The following is a 16942-nucleotide window of genomic DNA, read 5'->3' as shown; positions in this document are numbered from 1 at the left end:
CGCCGCCTAGTCCGGCGGCACAAGGCCCACGCGCCGCGCCAGATCGGACGAAAACCGGCCTTCGGGATCAACCGTCTGCTTGATCCGTCGCCAGGTTGGAAGCTGCGGATACATTGCCTCCAGATGCTGCGGTTTCAGACGGGCATCCTTGCCCAGATAAATCCGTCCACCGGACTGCACGACGAGTTCATCCAGCCGGTCGAGCAGGGCAAACATGGCGTCTCCGCTTACCGGAATGTCGAGCGCCAGCGTGTAGCCCGGCATGGGAAAGGACAGCAGCCCTTCCTGGGGCCCGAACCGCTTGAGCACCGCCAGAAACGAAGCAATCCCGGCCCGGCTGAGTTCTTCCAGCAGCCCGACGAGTGTGGCGCGGCTGGTTTCCAACGGAATTACCGGCTGGTACTGGATGAATCCGCGTCGGCCATAGACCCGGTTCCACTCCAGCACGGCATCCAGCGGATAAAAGTACGAATCGAAGTCCACGACCACGCCCGACGTTGCCTTCGGGTGCTTGTGGTAAAAGACGGTGTTGAAGGCTCTGACCGTCCAGGCATTGATGACGCCGTTGGGAAAGGAAAAGGGCACAGTCACTTCGGGCTTGCGCGGCAGCCGGAGTGGCTGTGTCCGGTAGCGGGCCGGCAGGTCGGCCAGCGGCAGGTGATCGCCGCGCATCAGGACGCTGCGCCCCAGATGTTTTCCCCGGGCCAGACAGTCAATCCAGCATACGGCATAGCGGTAGTGATGGTCTTCGGCTTCACAGCGTTCCAGCGTTTCGTCCAAATCGCGGGTACGGCGGTAATCCACGCTGACGTAAGCCGTCTCAATGCGGCGCAGCTTCAGCGCCACCGTCAGGATGATGCCCGTCAGGCCCATGCCCCCGGCCGTGGCCCAGAACAGGTCGGACTGTTCGGTTTTGGAACAACGGCGTACCTGGCCGTCAGCGGTCAGCAGGTCAAACCATTCCACGTGACTGGAAAACGAACCGTCGCCGTGGTGATTTTTTCCGTGAATGTCACAGGCCAGCGCCCCACCCAGGCTGACGTACTTTGTTCCCGGCGTGACCGGCAGGAACCAACCCCGTGGAACGAAAACTTCCAGAATGTCCTTAAGCCGCAGCCCGGCTTCGGCGACAAGCACCCCGGCGGTCTCGTCGAAAGCCAGCATGCGGTCAAAATGCACCTGTTCGACAACGACGCCCGACGTGTTGAGGGCAGCGTCGCCGTAGCTGCGGCCATAACCGCGCCCAATGAGTGAAGGGTGGGTGTCGTCACCGAGCAGTTCCACCAGGTTGCCCTGCCGGGCCGGACGCACCACCTTTGCCGTGGCCACCGGAAAACGTCCCCAACTGGTCAGGCGCACGGTACGCTGGGCAAGGCTCATGGTTTGGGTGAATCAGGAAACAGCCGGCTGAGAATGGCGCCTAGGGCATCTATGTCGAATGGCTTGGGCAACTTGGCCGCGAAGCCATAGGCCCGGTAGTTCGCCATGATGCTGTCGTCGTGATAGCCACTACAGACAATGGCCGTCACCTGCGGATCAAGCTGCCGCAACCGCTCCAGCGTTTCCCGCCCTCCCATTCCACGGTTGATGTGCAGGTCGAGAATCACCCCCAGAAACGGGCAACCAGTCGCCAGAGCAGCCTGGTAGCGTTCAATGGCTTCCTCACCTGCCCGACAGGCCACCACACTATAGCCAAAGGTTTCCAGCGCCGTGCCGAGCATTTCCCGAACCAACTCATCGTCATCCATCACCAGCAGGCGGCGGTTGGCAATCCGGTCAGCTTCATCCCCGGTCAGCGCCGCCGATTCAAGCGTGACTTCCATGGTCTTCCTGGCCGGCAGATAGATATCGAAGCGCGTCCCGACGCCCAAGGTTGAAGTCACGGAAATGTGGCCGCCGTGTTTGGAAATCACGCTATAGACAATCGCCAGCCCCAGACCATAGCCCTCGGCTTTGGTCGTAAAGTAGGGATCAAAAACCCGTGACAGATGTTCCGGTGCAATCCCGGAGCCGGTGTCGGTGACGCTGATGTGTACATAATCACCCGCCGCCAGGCCCGGCACATCCTGTCCCGCCAGAGTGCGGTTCTGAAGATGCACCCGCACCTGCCCGCCCTCCGGCATGGCATCCGCCGCATTGGTGGCCAGGTTCTGAAACACCTGACTCAGTTGGCCGACATCCGCCCGCACACGCCACAGGGGTGTAGCGAGATGGAAGGTGACATCCACGCCGCGGCCTTCCAAGATACACTGCATGGGTTCGACGACGAACACTTCCGGCGAGACATTTTCCAGAACCGGGTCGCCGCCCTTGGCAAAGGTCAGAAGCTGTTTGGCAAGCAATTTGGCGCGTTCCGTAGCGCGCTCGATGGATTCCAGCCGGCGCTGGCTCTCCTCTCCCAGGGACGTATCCCGTTTGATGAGTCCCAGATTGCCGGTGAGCACGGCCAGCAGGTTGTTGACATCGTGGGCAATGCCGCCGGCCAGCGTCCCCAGTGACTCCAGTTTGTTTTTCTGGAGGCGCTCTTCCTGGAGCAGCGTCTGGGCAGCCTGCTGCGCTTCCTGCAGGCGGTGCAGTTGGGTGATGTCAGAAACAAAACCCGTCCACAGCGTACCGCCGTCAGGCAGCATCTTCGGAAAAGCAATGCAGTAAAACCAGTGTTCTTCACCCGTGCGCACGTGGCGGAGCGGAAACTTCCACTCCCACGGGCTGCGGTTGGCGGCTGCCGCTGCGAAGCTGTCCCGGGCCTCGCGCCGATGTTCGTACGGCACGTGCTCCCAGAAACAGCCTTCATGCATCACGATGTCCTTGGCTGTGATCCCCCACAGGGCTTCCGTCTTGTTGCTCAGGTAGGTAAAGCGTCCTTTCCCGGCAGCATCGTAGCGGTACTGGTAAATCACGCCCGGCACCACCGCCAGGACATCCCGCAGGCGCTGCTCCACCTGATGCGTCTCGTCCAGCAGGGTGTTCATGAACTTGGTGTAAATGACCATGTAGCGCCGGCCGCCAACCTCGGCCAGCGACAGGCACAGGGTCAGTTCAGCCACATTGCCATCCGGGGCCTGCCTCACCACGGTTGTGGTCAGTTGCTTCTGCTCGGCCAGTTTTGCGTAGAGTTGGTCGCGGGCCGCTTCCGAAGGAAACAGGGAAAGCTCCCTGGTTTCCCGCCCGATGAGTTGTTCAGCAGTGTAGCCGGATTCGTTGGTAAAGGCCTGGTTGACGGCGACAACGCGGCGGGTGGCGTAGTCCACAACAACGATGGGGATGTCAAGACTTTGAAAGACCGCGGCAAACAGCTCTGGCGCGACAGAATCGTTTGTGGGGTGACTCATAATGATTGACCTGCCCTGGTGACACCGCCGGAGAACCCATCATTGGCACGGGTGGGGGATCAGCCGCCCGCCGCCGGAACAGCACGACGCCAAAATCTTCCCATTTACCAAACACTTGCGCAACTTCGTAGCGCTGGAGCACCCAAACCATGACCTGGCGTCCGTAATTTGGGTCTTCACCGAACCAGCCGACACCATACTCCCGCATGTCAGTCCGAATCAACGCAATAACATCCGGCGGGTGGCGTTCGAGTTCCGCCACAACGGCGGCTTCTCCTCCTCCGGCGGACAGATAGTACGGGTCGAAAACCAGAAAGGAGGTTGGACAGGTGCGCCGCAGCCAGTAGTTGAGGGTAATGCCCTCCGGCAGCACCAGCAGCGTCGCTTCCGGCGGCAGTGATTGGTCCAAGCCGGCTATTGTTTCGGCCAGCACTCGTCCCACGCGCGTCCAACGCGGGCCGTAGGCCAGCAGATGATCGCCGCCCAAACCTACCGGCTGTGTTTTTTTCTCATAGTGATAGAAGGCAAACTGAAGGTGTGCCGTCACGCAAACGAGCAAAAAACCGGCTGCCACACCACTTGTCAGCCTACCCGTGCCGGACGGCTGCCCGCGCAACACAGCCGGCAGGACGAACAGCACCATGAGCGCCAGCAACAGAAAAGCCGGAAAGGCGAGGACGAAGCCGTAGTGATACAGGCGCGCTGCCAGTCCGAGTCGCCCGATGAGCACCAGCGCCAGCAGATTCCACATCAGCAGCGGCAGCCAGCGCCGGCCGAGACGGTCACGGTCGGTTTCCTGCCGCACGGCATAGATGAGTCCCACGGCCGTCAGCGCCAGAAGCACCGGAAAAGGCTTGGCAAATCGCTCCCACGGCACGAAACGATAAGCCAGCCAGCCGCTTGATAATGCGCCGACCAACGCACCCGCCCGATGCCACCGGTGCGGCAGCCACCTTTCCCCGGCCAGCACCACCAGACCGGCCAGGCTGACAAAGCCACAGCCGGTCGTGATGTCGGTGACGTGCTGCGCCCAGGTATCGAGGCCAAGCACCTGCCGGTAGAATGCCTGTTGCGCCGGGTTGGCGGTCAGAACCGTCGCCAGGTTGCCCAGCGCACCGCGCAGGGCCAGCGTGAGCGGCATGTGCAGCGCAAGGTAGGCCACAAACCCCACCGGCAGCACCAGCGTGCCACCCAAAAACCAGCCCGACAGCTTCCACAGGAATTGACCACGAATGCCAAGCCGCGCCATCCCGACAACAAAGCCGGCCAGCAACGCCAGCCCTGCGGCCAGGGTAATTTCAAGCTTCGTCAGGCAGACGCCGCCAAAAAGCAGCCCGCTCAGACCCAGCCACCAACCCATGCGCCGGGCAGCAGGCGTACCATTTTCTGCCCGGAGTTGCCAGGCATGGGTCGCGGCGCACAGCGCACCAACCGCCAACAACACGCCGCGAACCGGCTCGTGGCGGTATGGTGTCAGGTAGTTGTAGTTGGCCAGCGGGCCATACTGCCCGAAGGCAAACAGGCTCAGAAACAGCAGCCCGGCCACCAGCCCGGCCAACGGCGAGACACAGCGGGCGAAATAGCCCCGGATGAGTTCCGTCAACAGGGCCAGCAGCACCAGATTGACCCAGATGAGCGTTGTCAGGGAAACGCCGAACACGGCAAAGGCCAGCGCGTTGCCGTACTGCGCCAGCGGCCCACCCAACCAGACCATATCCCGGTAGAGGTGCTTTCCCTGCGTGATTTGCCACGGCACATACAACTCGCAGCCAAAGTCCACCACCGGATCGCCCCACTTGCGCCAGGTCAGCCCGGCCAATACGCCAAGCAGGACAGCCAGCACGGCACGCTGCTGCCAGACGCGGCGGGAAGTCATGTCCGGCTCATCCAGTGGACTCAAGTTGAAGTTCATACCCACGGCGAACCATTCACAGGATTGGCGGTAGTTCGGGAAACGCGGTCAACGCCTGCCGCAGCGTTGGAACATCGGTGAACCGCAACGCAGACAGTCCCACCTGCCGCGCCCCAGCAACATTCGCTTCCACGTCGTCAATGAACAGCGCCTCCTGCGGCGCAACGGCCAACAGTTCCACCACCTGGCAGTAGATTTCCGGCTCCGGCTTGACGAAGCCAATGTCGCTTGAAAAAACCGCAGCATCCACTTCCGGCAGCCAGGGACACAACTCGGCCAGCCGTTGCCGCAAACTGCGCTGCATGTTGGAGAGAATCGCTGTCTGGAAGCCAGCCTGCCGCACCTGCCCGGCCCAGTTCACAAGCGGCAGGTTGGGATATGACCAGCCACGCGCGTCAACATCGGCCAGCCACTGCGCCGTCTTGGCATCGAGCGTCCGTCCGCAAGCCTGTGCTACGGCCTGCCAGTAGGCCACATCATCAAGCGTGCCGCGATCATATTCGGGCCGAAACCGCGCATAGGCAGCTTCAAAGGCTTCCCGTGGCGCACCCAACCGCGTCGCCAGAGCTTCCCGAACGGCCGGCGGCTGCGGCTGACAAAGCACCTTGCCGTAATCGAACACCACCGCCCGGAGCGGCATGGCTAGGATGACTCCCGAAAGAAATAGGGTCGGCGTGGACGGGCGGGTGAGGCGTCCAGACGTTCCAGGGTCAGGTTTGGATTGTAGTACGGGTCATCGGCCAGCCGCGCCCCCCACCGCGCCAGCATGTACTCGCACTCCCGTTGAAAGGCGGCGCGCCGCTCCGGGCGCTGGTCGGAACCACGCGAGGCCGATTCCAGATGGTAGAGTTCGGCATGCGGCGTCACCAGCACGCGGTAGCCCTGTTCCTGCACCCGCAGGCACAAATCCACGTCGTTGAAGGCTACCGGCAGGTGTTCGGCATCGAGGCCGCCAACGGCTTCAAACACCGTCCGGCGGATGGCCAGACAGGCAGCCGTCACTGCTGAAACTTCCCGTACAACCTCATTCCACAGCCGTTGGACATTGGAAGGGATGCTGCGTGCCGTCCGTGGCTCGCCCTGGTGAACGTGTCCGGCCACGCCGCGAATTCCCAGCACGACGCCCACGTGCTGAATCGTGTCGTCCGGGTACAGCAACCTCGCACCGACGATGCCAACCTCCGGGCGCACGACGTGCGAGACCATTTCCCGCAGCCAGTCCGCGTGGATGACCTGCACATCGTTGTTGAGCAGCACGAGTACGTCTCCAGTGGCATGACGCGCGGCCAGGTTGTTGATGGCCGAAAAGTTGAACGGCGCGTCATAGCGCACGATGCGTACCCGCGCGTCATGCCGCAGCGTTTCAAACAGCGCCAGTGTTTCAGCTTCGCGGCTGCCGTTGTCCACAAGGACGACTTCGAGATTCGCGTAATCCGTAGCGTTCAGCACTCCGTCAAGTGCCGTACGGGTCAGTTCCGCCTGGTCGCGCGTGCCCATCAGAATGCTGACACGCGGCAGTGGTGCTGGTAACGGATAACGTATCCGATAGCGTCCGGTCGGCGTCCGGGTCACTTCCGCCCCCGGCGCGACCTGGGCGAGATGTTCGGCCAGCGCCCGCTCTCCGGCCGCCATGGCGTAAGGTTTGGCTTCGTGCCGCCCGGCCGTGGAACCGGCCGTCACCCGCCAGTGGTAGAGCACGTGCGGCAGATGCCGAATCCGCGCCGGCTCGGTCTGCGCCGTGATGCGCAGACACAGGTCATAATCCTGCGCGCCGTCCAGGCCCGGTCGAAAGCCGCCGACTTCGCGCACTTTCGTTGCACGATAGACAGTCAGATGGGAAAGGTAGTGGCAGCCGCGTAACAGCTCTGGACTCCAGCCGGGCTTGAAGTGTGGGGCAAAGCGCTGCCCCCGCATGTCGATCTGGTCTTCATCCGTGTAGATCACATCGGTTTCAGGCTGTTCATCAAGGGCCACGGCCAGGCAGGCCAGCGCGTGCTCGGCCAGTACGTCGTCGTGGTCGAGAAAGGTGATGAAATCGCCGGTAGCGAGTTCCAGGGCGCTGTTGGAAGCGGCGGCAATGTGGCCGCGCGTTGGACGATAGACGACACGTACGCGGTCATCCGCCCGGGCCGCTTCGGCCAGACACCGGTGTACTTCAGGGCGGGTCGAGGCGTCATCGGCAATGCAAAGCTGCCAGTGCGGATACAGTTGACGGGTGACGGAATCCAGCGCGGCCTGCAACCATCGCGGTTCAGGATCACACACCGGCATGAGGATTGAAAACAGCGGGCGATGGGTCAGCCGGGCAAGACGTTCCCGGATGCGCCGTCGGTCAACATCGGTCAGGCGGTCGTAGCGCGCCACCCACCTGTGGTACGGGCAACGCGGCGGCGCAGTGTGTGCTTCTTCGGCAAGGCGCATCTGGATGTGCCGCCACACGCCCCCTGCGCCTTCGGTCTGCCAGAGGCGGCGTGCCGTCTGCACAGCCTGCCGAATCCGATGAGGATGGCGACGGTAGTAATCGAGCAGTGACTTCACAGCCTTCCCGTCCGGCGCAGTTCAGGACGTTTCCCTTCAGTGCTTTTCCAGGTGAAAGAGTTGGGCGCGCAACTCCGCCAGGGCTTCGTTCAGACGGTGGACATCCTCCGTCAACTCCATCACCCGTCCCTGAAGGTGCACATTGAGCTTGTTCTGGTGGAAGATGTAGAACCGGAACAGTCGCGCCAGCAGGCGCTTTGAGAGACGCCCCAGCGTGCCCACTTTGGAATCTTCCACGTATGCCTCACCGGGCAGCGGCAACATCTGCCGCGCCAGTTCGGGCTGCGAGCGCAGTGCCAGTTGCCACCCCTGACCTGATCGATGGCCATTGAGCATGGCCGCCGATGGGCTGGCAACCGGCGGGGTAGCCGGTGCGGCTGGCGCTGTCTCCTGGCGTGCGGCCAGGGTGCGCTGGATGACTTTCGCCCGGCGGCACTGCTCAATCTCACGCAGCCGGGCTTCCACCACACGGCCGATGGCGGCTATCGAATGGTATTCCCGCATGTCATGTGCCGCCTGCTCACCGCGCGCGCGGGCCGCTTCCGGGTGCTCATAGACTTCCCGCATCAGCCGCGCCGCATGCTCGATGTTCGGCTCCGCCCAGATGTTCCCAGCGCGATAGACGTGCGTGGTTTCACGAATGACCACCGGCGCGACTTCGACCGGAAAGCTGTTGTCCGGTGTCATGAAGTCCATGTTGCCCGACCAGCCTGTAGCAATGACCGGCTTCCCAAAATACATCGCTTCGGCAATCGTCAGCCCGAAGCCTTCCGAGCGGTGCAGCGAAATGTAGGCATCACAGGCCTGCGTCAGCGCATGCTTGTCTTCCCGCGAGAGATAGCCATTCAGAATACGGATGTTGCTTCCCTGGACGGCCGCCGTGAGCCGGGCAAAAGACTCCGGCGCCAGGTGCTCGTTGATGCACTTGAGCACGAGGCACACTGGCTCGTCGGGGCGAAAGGCGCGCTTGAAGGCTGCCACTGCCGCCAGTGGGTTTTTCCGCTCGAACGTGCTGTTGAAGTCAAAAGAGTAGAGGAAACAAAACTCATCCTCACGCAGCCCGAAATACGACTTGCTGCGCGGCGTCACTGCCCCCGGCTCGACCACGTGGGGAATGGTGTACACCGGCGTTTCAAGGCTTTTTTCCAGGCTGGCGCGGATGAAGTGGCTGGCCGTCCAGATTTCATCAAAGCGGCGCGCACATGGCACCCACTCGGAAGGAAAGTCCGGCAGTTCCCACGCCCACAGACCGATGTTGTACCGGTCCCGGAAGAAATCCTCCGTCGCCCGGCTGGCAAACACCTCGACCTGGTCGGCGTTGACACATATAAGATTGATGCCAAAGGGGTTGTCACGTGAAAACTCACCAAATGTGGTATCGAGCTTTCGACTTGGAGCCGTATCGGAAAAGTCATACAGGCTTGTGGCATAGCCCAGCTTCTGAATGACGCGGACATACCCCCGCGCCGCCTCGCCGATGCCCAGTTCGGCCCGAAAGTAACCGGCAATGTTGACACCCATCGGCAGCTCAACCGGCTCAATGCCGGTGATTTCCTGAAAGAAGGAACGCCGCCCACCCGCTGCAAAAGGATCACCAAACTGCCGGCCCTGCCGGAGAGCTTCGGCGTACTGGCGGCGCATGGCCGGCTCGATGGGAAAGCCGTTGTCAAACGTCGCAAAACCATAGGGAATCCGGCGGTAGCGCGCGTGGCCGTTGGCTGCCAGCAGCTTCGTGTAACGCTCAAACAGCGGCGCAACCACCGGGTACTCTTTCAGCGTGTAGCGCGACAGATGCCGGGAGATGACGGTCGGGTGGGACGTATCGTAGCCGCTGAAGTGAAAGAACAGGATCGGCTCACCTTTGGCAAAAAACTGTTCGTCCTGCTGCGTGATGTCCCGCTCGCGCAGGTTCCAGTACGCCACGTTGAGACCCGGATGACGCAGCACCTGCACGCCGTCAAACAGCCCCGGCACAAGATCAATCCACTTCTGATCGACAAACAGCCCTTTGCTGACTTCGTTGAAGCAAAAGTCTTCCAGCCGCCGGCTCCACCACGCCAGCATCCGTTCGGTTTCGGCTCCGGCTGCCAGTCCGATGAAGCCCAGGTTGTATGCACCGGCCTGGAGGATGTTGACTTCAGTCGGGATTTTGTCGTCGAGCGGCAGCGGCTCGACCAGATGGGGCGTCAGGACGATGTTGGACTGGTCAAGCGCGTCAAGAACGATGTCCAGCGGCCGCAGCACGAGAATGTCCGGGTCAAGATAGACCACCTTCCGGTAGCCCTGCCTGAAAAGATGGCTGAGGTAAAACGGTTTGACCGCTGTGCACAGCTCAGTGACATCGTATTTGAAAGCCATCGGGCGAAAGCGGGTTTCCGGCAGAAAGTCCGCCGGCCCGTGAAGCTGAAGCGTCACCTCATCTGCCGCCAGGGGCGGCAGTTCGTCGCGGTCCACCACCAAGGCGGCAACATCCGCCTGGGGATGCTGCGCCCGGAGGGAATCAGCCAGCGTTCGGATGCAGGCAAAGTAGTTTTTGGCTGCGATGGTGCAGAAGACAACGGGTTTCATGCAACGGCGTTCATGGCCGGAACGGCCACGGATTCAGAAAAGGCACTGAGGTAAGCTTGTGCCACTTCGGCCGGGTCCCCCAGCGCCCGCACCTGCCCCTGGTCAAGCCACAGCGCGCGCTGGCACCAGGCCGCCAGCGTGGCTGTGTCGTGAGTGACCAGCAGCAGGGTCCTGCCCTTTTCCTGAAACATCCGCATCCGCTCCAGACATTTCTCCGTAAAGGCAATGTCGCCCACAGCCAGGACTTCATCAATGATGAGAACGTCGGGATCGACGTTGACGGCCACTGAAAAGGCCAGTCGCATGCGCATGCCGGTTGAGTACGTCCACACCGGCGCGTCAATGAAATCTTCCAGTTCGGCAAAGGTGACGATGTCATCGAAGCGGGCCCGGATTTCACGTGGCGACAGCCCCAGCACCAGCCCGTTGAGAAAGACGTTCTCGCGGCCCGACATCTGTTCGTGAAAGCCGACGCCCAGGCTCAGCAGGGCCGCCACCCGGCCCCGGACGGCAATGCGCCCTGTGGTCGGCTTGAGGATGCCGCACAGCAGCTTCAGCAGCGTGCTTTTTCCGGCCCCGTTGCGCCCGATGATGCCGAAGGTTTCACCGGCGGCAACCGAAAATGAAACATCCTTGACCGCCTCTATCCGTTCTGACAGCCGCCGCTCGAACATTTCGCCATTGATAATGGACTCTTTGAGCGTCCGATACCGGCGGGGCTGGTAGCGTTTGAAGGTCTTGCTGAGATGTTCGACGTGAATGGCAACCGTCAACGGGCACCTCCCAGGGCGTCAAGCCGCCGATGATGTGCCGGGTTCACAGAAGTGTCAAGCACCGTTTTGGACTCCTGCCCGCTGCTCAAAAAACCAACCCGCTTCACCCGGCAACACTTACCTGGCCCACCGCCGGTACAGACGAGGCAGGGCTTCGGGCAGGTGCGCGGCCTCGCGGATGCGGGCGTAGCGTCCCCGCCCGAAGAGAATATCCAGCAGGGCTTCGTCCTGCCCGGCTTCCAGCGCCACCCCCAGGGGCTTGACCCCAACGGCCTGCGCTTCGGCTAAGGCCTGCGCCGTATCCGCGACGGCATAGGTCACATCGCCGTAGTCGCTGTCCTGCGGCAGCCCGTCCGTCACCACCAGCAGCAGGCGCGACCGCGCGGCTTCACGCAGCAACAACTGTGTGGCGTGGCGCACAGCCGCCCCCAGGCGCGTATTGGCCGCCGGCGCCAGCGCCGCCAGGCGGGAGGGCAGACAGTGCGCTGGTTCCACAAACGCCTTGAGCTGAAAACACCGCACGGACTGGCGTCCCTGACTGTTGAACGCATAGACGGCAAAGCGGTCCCCAAGCTGCTCAAGCGCCGCGGCCAGACACCGGACACTCTCGATTTCCCCGTCCAGCACCCGCCGTGGCGACGCATCCCGGCTTCCACCGGCCAGGTGTTCACCGGTCGAGCGGGAGACATCCAGCAACAGCAGGGCGGCCACCGAGCGCGTCGTTCGCTGGCGGACGGCATAGACCGCATCCGAAGCCCACGGTTGGGTTCGCCGCTCGACATGACGCTCGATAAGGGCTTCGACGACAAGTTCCTGCCCGTCCGTTGTCGGGCGCACCCAGGCGAGGTCACTTGGCTGCCAGCGTTCAAAGGCTCGCCGCAGACGGCGCACAGCCGCTTCGTCGCACGGCGGCGACCCAAGTGCCGGCGCCTGGGCGAGGCGGAGCGTCGCTACCCGACACCAGTTCGGACGGTAGTCCCCCAGACGGACATCCCACTCTGGGTAAGGCTGTACCTCCGCTGCCTGCCAGACCACCGGGGTCGGGCCGTTGTGGTCGGTTTCGTCCGGCATGGGCGTCACAACCGGTCGTTCTCCGGCATCCGAAGCGGTGCCTTCCGCCGGCGGTTGTTCCCCTTGCATCGGGATGCTGACCAGGGCCGACGACGACCGCGCCGCCGCTGTAGCTGAAGTGTCAGACGGAGTGTGGCGACCAGACAGGGTTTCTTCGTCCGGGCGGGTATCCGGCTGCCAGCGGCGTTGCGTCGGCGGCGGAAGCAGGCGGTAGATGTCGAGCGTCACCCGGAGGCTGTCGGCCACCGTTGCGCCTTCTGCCAGACAGGGCGACAGGGCCTCGGTCAGCGTGTGGGTCAGGGCAGCGTATTCGGCCTGCACGGCCGGGCCAACCTGTCCCACCAGCGCCAGGCGGAACAGCAGTTCGACGGCCGCGGCCCCAAGCGGTGCACCGGCCAGAGAACGCCGACTGGCCAGCAACGGTTCGGCCAGTGTCTCGGTATCACGCGCCACACCCCGGTAAGCCCGGCGCATACCACGCAGCACACGGGCCATTTCGATGACATCAAACAGCACCGTGGCCATTTCGGCATCAGGAAACAGCGCCAGTGTGGCCCCGACGGTGATGGTTTCCGGGCGCGGCGGCAGGACATACTCCACGGCGCGTTCGCGGATCAGGGCAAAATCCACGTGCGACAGTCCGCCCGCACCCGCGCCCAGATCGGCAAAAAAGGCGCGTGTCGTTTCGTAGGCCGCCCGCAGCGCCGGGCTGTCCGCTACATCTCCGCCAAAGAGCAACCGGCCCGCTCCCTGCGCCGCCAGAAGCTTGTAAAGCACAAAGTTCCGCTCGCGCTCATCGAAGACGGCCACCCGCCGGGGCAAGGCCAGATGACGGGCCGGCCCGTCCACTGTGACCCGGCCTCCGACTTCCACCGTATCGGCGACAGGCGTGGCCGCCACCAACTGAAAATGATGTCCGGTCAGCGCCCGCAGGTAGTGCCGCAGCGTCGGGGCGGCCTCTCCAAGGGGCAACCCCGGCAAACAGGACTCCAGAGTTTCCCGCGCCTGGGTTGTTTCCAGGCGGATGAACGCCGCCAGCCGCGAAGCATCCGCTCCATGGCGCTCCAGACCACAGGATAACCAGGCGTGAAACCGCTCCGGCGTCAGTTCCGGGTGCTGGGCCGCAACGCGCAGCGCTGCCGCCCCCAGCAGCGGCACACTGGCATAGAGCGGCGCGGCGCTCTGAAACAATCCCTGGCAGCGTGGCTCATCCTCACTGAGCGCCAACGCCGACTGACAGGTTTCCCGGACGATGTCCGCCAGGCGCGCCGTGTGCCGGGATGCTGCCGCCTGTTCCAGCAGGTGACAGAGACCCACCACCACGGGTTCTCCGAGCTGGGCCGCCAAAGATGGAAACCGGGTGCTGAACTCAGCCGCCAACTGCGGCGACGACCGTTCCAGAGCGGAACGTGTGCGCTCCAGTGCAGCCATGGCTGCCGCACCAAGAGTGGCTCCAAGCCCGGCCGACGAAACGGCGGAAAGCATGCTGTCAGACGGCGCGGAGTCCGGCGGTTGTCCCGCCGGTGCCGGTGGCACCGTCTGGCGTGGGCGCAGCAGACGTGACCAGGTTCGGAACAACATCACGGGACCTGCTTGCGCGCTGCGGCTGAGACATCCGCCGGGGCATCTTCGGCAGGCACCGGACGCCACAGGTTGCGCAGGGTGCCAAACCGCGCCCGCCACCACGAACCATCCGTCAGATCATCGAAAAGCTCATACAGCACCGGTATGGCGACCAGTGTCAGAAGCAGACACAGCGACTGCCCGCCGATGACGATAATCGCCACGGAACGCAGCGCCGCCGAGCCGGGTGTCTGCGCCACGGCCATGGGAATCAGCCCGGCCACCAGTGCCAGGGTCGTCATCAGAATCGGCCGCAGCCGGTCGCGGCAGCCAGCCACAATCGCAGCGTATCGTTCCTGCCCGGCCGCCCGCAGCACGTTGATGTGGTCAATCTGCAGAATGGAGTTTTTCTTCACCACACCGAACAGCATCAGAATCCCCAGCGCCGAAAAGATGTTGAGCGTCTCGCCGAAGGGAATCAGCGACAGCAGGGCAAAGGGCACCGCCATGGGCAGGCTCAGCAGAATCGTCACCGGATGCAGGAAGCTTTCAAACTGCGCCGCCAAAATCATGTACATAAAGACGAACGACAGGACGAAAGCCATCAGGAAGTTGGCGGCCGCCTTCCCCAGTTCCTTGCTCTGGCCGAGCTTGCTGGCCTGGTACTCCGGACCCAGTCCAAGCTGTTTGGACTTCTCATCCAGCGCCTGCAGGACGCGGTCCAGCGAATAGCCCGGCTGCAGGTTGGCGGAGATCGTCACCTGGCGCTGCCGGTTGTACCGGTCAATCTGCGCCGGCCCAACGCCACTGAAAAACGAAACGAAGTTGGCAATGGGCACATTGCCGAGCTTGGTCGAGGGCACATACAAGCGCAACAGCGTTTCCGGTCCCGTACGGTCTTCCTGGCGCAGTCGGAAACGTACGTCGTAACGGTCGTCGCCTTCGCGGTACGTGCCGACGATTTCCCCAGCCACGAGCGTCCGCAACGCGGAAGCCACTGTGGCCACGTTCACACCCAGGTTGGCAGCCTTTTCGCGGTCAATGACCGCCCGCAGTTCAGGCTTTCCGACTTCGAGCGTTGTGTCCACGTCCACCACCCCCGGCATGCCTTTCAAAAAGTCCATCAGCCGTTGGGAAGCGTCCGTGAGCTTGGCAATGTCCGGCCCCCGGACGACATACTGCACCGGCGCAGCCGAGTTTCCACCGCCGGTAATGGCCTGCACATACTGCACTGAGATGTGTTTCCCCTGCTGGTCGGCCAGCTTGTCGCGGACGATCTGCATCAGGTCTGCCTGGGTCAGGGCGCGCCCTGTCAGCGGCGTCAACTGGACGAAGATGTTGCCCCGGTTGACCCGCCGCTGTTCATCGCCGCCGAGTGTGGTCAGACAGTGGGTGACGTGCGGCGTCGTCTGGACGATGGCTTCGAGGTTGGCCATCTGTTTTTCAGCTTCTTCCAGCGACGTGCCTTCGGGCAGCTTGACGGCGACCTCAAACATACCCACATCGTCAAAGGGAATGAAGTTTTTGCCAATCACGGAAAAAATGGGGACAACTGACAGCACCGTGAGCACCGAAATGCCGATGATGACCACCGGACGCCGCAGCGACCACTCCAGCAACCACGTGTAGCCCCGCTCCAGCCAGCCATAAAAGCCTGTGGCGCGCGATGACCTGTGCCGTACGCCGTCGGCCTTGGGCGGACGCAGAAAGCGCGAACACAGCATCGGCGTCAGCGTGAAGCTGACAAACATCGAGACCAGAATGGCAAAGGCGCAGGTGAAGCCGAAGGACGACATAAAGCGCCCGACAATGCCACCCATAAACGCCACCGGGACGAAGATGACGACCAGCGAAAGGGTCGTCGCCAGAACGGCAAAACCGATGTCGGCCGTGGCTTCCCTGGCGGCCTCGAAGGCTGACATCCCCTTCTCTTCCATGAAGCGGTAGATGTTTTCGAGCACCACGACGGCATCATCAATGACAATCCCGACGCTGAGCACCAGCGCCAGCATCGTCATGCGGTTGAGCGTGAAGCCCATGGCGTACATCAATCCGTACGTCGCCACGACCGAGGCGGGAATTGCGATGGCGGAAATGACCGTCGAGCGCCAGTTGCGCAGAAACAGCAGGATGACGAGCGCCGCCATGATGGAGCCGAGCAGCAGGTGCTCCTGTACGGCGTCAAAGGAATCCTGAATGAAAATAGACTGGTCCTTAAGGTACTGCACCCGGAAGTCCGCCGGAAGCTGGGGCAGGATTTCCGCCATGCGCTCCTTGACGAGCCGCACAACTTCAAGGGTGTTTGTCCCGGACTGCTTGCGGATTTCCAGAATGACCGCCGGCTTTCCGTCGAGGCGGGCCAGCGAACGGGGTTCTTCCACGCCGTCTTCAACATAGCCGATGTCTTTGACGTAGATCGGCAGTCCGTTGGCGGTTCCAACGATGACGCGGTTGAAGTCTTCGACGCTGGTGACGCGCCCAAGGGTACGCAGCGACAGCTCCCGGCGACCATCTTCGAGCCGCCCGCCGGGAATTTCGACGTTCTGTGCGCGCAGCGCCTGCTTGATGGCTTCGACGCTGAGGTTGTAGGACGCAATCTTCGACGCATCGAGAACAATCTGAATCTCCCGTTTGCGGTCGCCGATGAAGGACACGCGCCCCACGCCGTTGAGCGATTCCAGGTTTTGCTTCACCAGCTTGTCGGCAATTTCGGTGATTTCGCGCGCCGAACGATTGCCGGAAATGGCCAGTGACAGCACGGGTTGGGTGTCGGGGTCGAGCTTTTCGATGACCGGCGCTTTGACATCGGAAGGCAGCTCGCCAAGGATGCGGTTGACCTTGTCGCGGACATCCTGGGCGGCTTCGTCTATGTCGCGCTCCAGCACAAAGACGACGAACACCTGCGACACGCCCTCGGCTGAAACCGAACGCAGTTCATCCACCCCGGCAATGGTGTTGACGGCTTCCTCGATGCGCTTCGTGACCTGGGTTTCGACTTCCTCCGGCGAGGCCCCGTCGAGGCGTGTCGTGATCGTCACCGTCGGGAGGTCAATCTTGGGAAAGAGATCAACACCCAGCTTGAAGTAGGAAAACGCCCCCACGACGATAAGCGCCATGACGAGCATCGTGGCGAAGACGGGACGCTTGATACACAGTTCGGCGAGTTTTTGCATAACGGCAGAGTG

The 16942-nt window shown here is 62.7% G+C and carries 9 protein-coding genes; all 9 read right to left on the bottom strand.

What is annotated here, in order from left to right:
• Nucleotides 1-6: 6 nt before the first annotated feature.
• The gene (locus tag CABTHER_RS04010) at nucleotides 7-1380 is read right to left on the bottom strand and encodes an FAD-binding oxidoreductase (RefSeq protein WP_014099308.1); all 1374 of its coding nucleotides are present in this window, start codon (nucleotides 1378-1380) and stop codon (nucleotides 7-9) included.
• Nucleotides 1377-3332, bottom strand: coding sequence for a hybrid sensor histidine kinase/response regulator (locus CABTHER_RS15505; protein WP_014099307.1), 1956 nt, complete (start codon nucleotides 3330-3332; stop codon nucleotides 1377-1379). The genes CABTHER_RS04010 and CABTHER_RS15505 overlap by 4 nt, the downstream gene beginning before the upstream one ends.
• The gene (locus tag CABTHER_RS04000) at nucleotides 3268-5244 is read right to left on the bottom strand and encodes a hypothetical protein (protein WP_014099306.1); all 1977 of its coding nucleotides are present in this window, start codon (nucleotides 5242-5244) and stop codon (nucleotides 3268-3270) included. The genes CABTHER_RS15505 and CABTHER_RS04000 overlap by 65 nt, the downstream gene beginning before the upstream one ends.
• Nucleotides 5245-5260: 16 nt before the next feature.
• On the bottom strand, nucleotides 5261-5884 hold the full coding sequence (locus CABTHER_RS03995) for an HAD family hydrolase (RefSeq protein WP_014099305.1): 624 nt from the start codon (nucleotides 5882-5884) through the stop codon (nucleotides 5261-5263).
• 2 nt (nucleotides 5885-5886) lie between these two features.
• Nucleotides 5887-7782, bottom strand: a complete 1896-nt coding sequence (locus CABTHER_RS03990) for a glycosyltransferase family 2 protein (RefSeq protein ID WP_014099304.1) — start codon at nucleotides 7780-7782, stop codon at nucleotides 5887-5889.
• 36 nt (nucleotides 7783-7818) lie between these two features.
• Complete coding sequence (locus CABTHER_RS15500; RefSeq protein WP_014099303.1) at nucleotides 7819-10350, bottom strand: glycosyltransferase; 2532 nt, start codon at nucleotides 10348-10350, stop codon at nucleotides 7819-7821.
• Nucleotides 10347-11123, bottom strand: coding sequence for an ABC transporter ATP-binding protein (locus tag CABTHER_RS03980; protein WP_014099302.1), 777 nt, complete (start codon nucleotides 11121-11123; stop codon nucleotides 10347-10349). The genes CABTHER_RS15500 and CABTHER_RS03980 overlap by 4 nt, the downstream gene beginning before the upstream one ends.
• A gap of 117 nt (nucleotides 11124-11240) precedes the next feature.
• On the bottom strand, nucleotides 11241-13775 hold the full coding sequence (locus CABTHER_RS15495) for a nitric oxide reductase activation protein NorD (protein WP_014099301.1): 2535 nt from the start codon (nucleotides 13773-13775) through the stop codon (nucleotides 11241-11243).
• Entirely contained in the window at nucleotides 13775-16930 is a 3156-nt protein-coding gene (locus CABTHER_RS03970) for an efflux RND transporter permease subunit (protein ID WP_014099300.1), read from the bottom strand. Before CABTHER_RS03970 ends, CABTHER_RS15495 begins: the two co-directional genes overlap by 1 nt.
• Nucleotides 16931-16942: the final 12 nt, after the last annotated feature.

The organism is Chloracidobacterium thermophilum B (assembly GCF_000226295.1).
Taxonomy (GTDB): Bacteria; Acidobacteriota; Blastocatellia; order Chloracidobacteriales; family Chloracidobacteriaceae; genus Chloracidobacterium; species Chloracidobacterium thermophilum.
The sequence above is the reverse complement of the archived record's forward strand: the minus strand, read 5'-3'. Positions and strand labels throughout refer to the sequence as shown.

What these genes read in the sequence shown, in the direction of transcription:
- CABTHER_RS03970 (WP_014099300.1), bottom strand. Translation starts at nt 16,930, where the DNA reads ATGCAAAAACTCGCCGAACTGTGTATCAAGCGTCCCGTCTTCGCCACG.
- CABTHER_RS04010 (WP_014099308.1), bottom strand. Translation starts at nt 1,380, where the DNA reads ATGAGCCTTGCCCAGCGTACCGTGCGCCTGACCAGTTGGGGACGTTTT.
- CABTHER_RS04000 (WP_014099306.1), bottom strand. Translation starts at nt 5,244, where the DNA reads ATGAACTTCAACTTGAGTCCACTGGATGAGCCGGACATGACTTCCCGC.
- CABTHER_RS15505 (WP_014099307.1), bottom strand. Translation starts at nt 3,332, where the DNA reads ATGAGTCACCCCACAAACGATTCTGTCGCGCCAGAGCTGTTTGCCGCG.
- CABTHER_RS03995 (WP_014099305.1), bottom strand. Translation starts at nt 5,884, where the DNA reads ATGCCGCTCCGGGCGGTGGTGTTCGATTACGGCAAGGTGCTTTGTCAG.
- CABTHER_RS15495 (WP_014099301.1), bottom strand. Translation starts at nt 13,775, where the DNA reads ATGTTGTTCCGAACCTGGTCACGTCTGCTGCGCCCACGCCAGACGGTG.
- CABTHER_RS15500 (WP_014099303.1), bottom strand. Translation starts at nt 10,350, where the DNA reads ATGAAACCCGTTGTCTTCTGCACCATCGCAGCCAAAAACTACTTTGCC.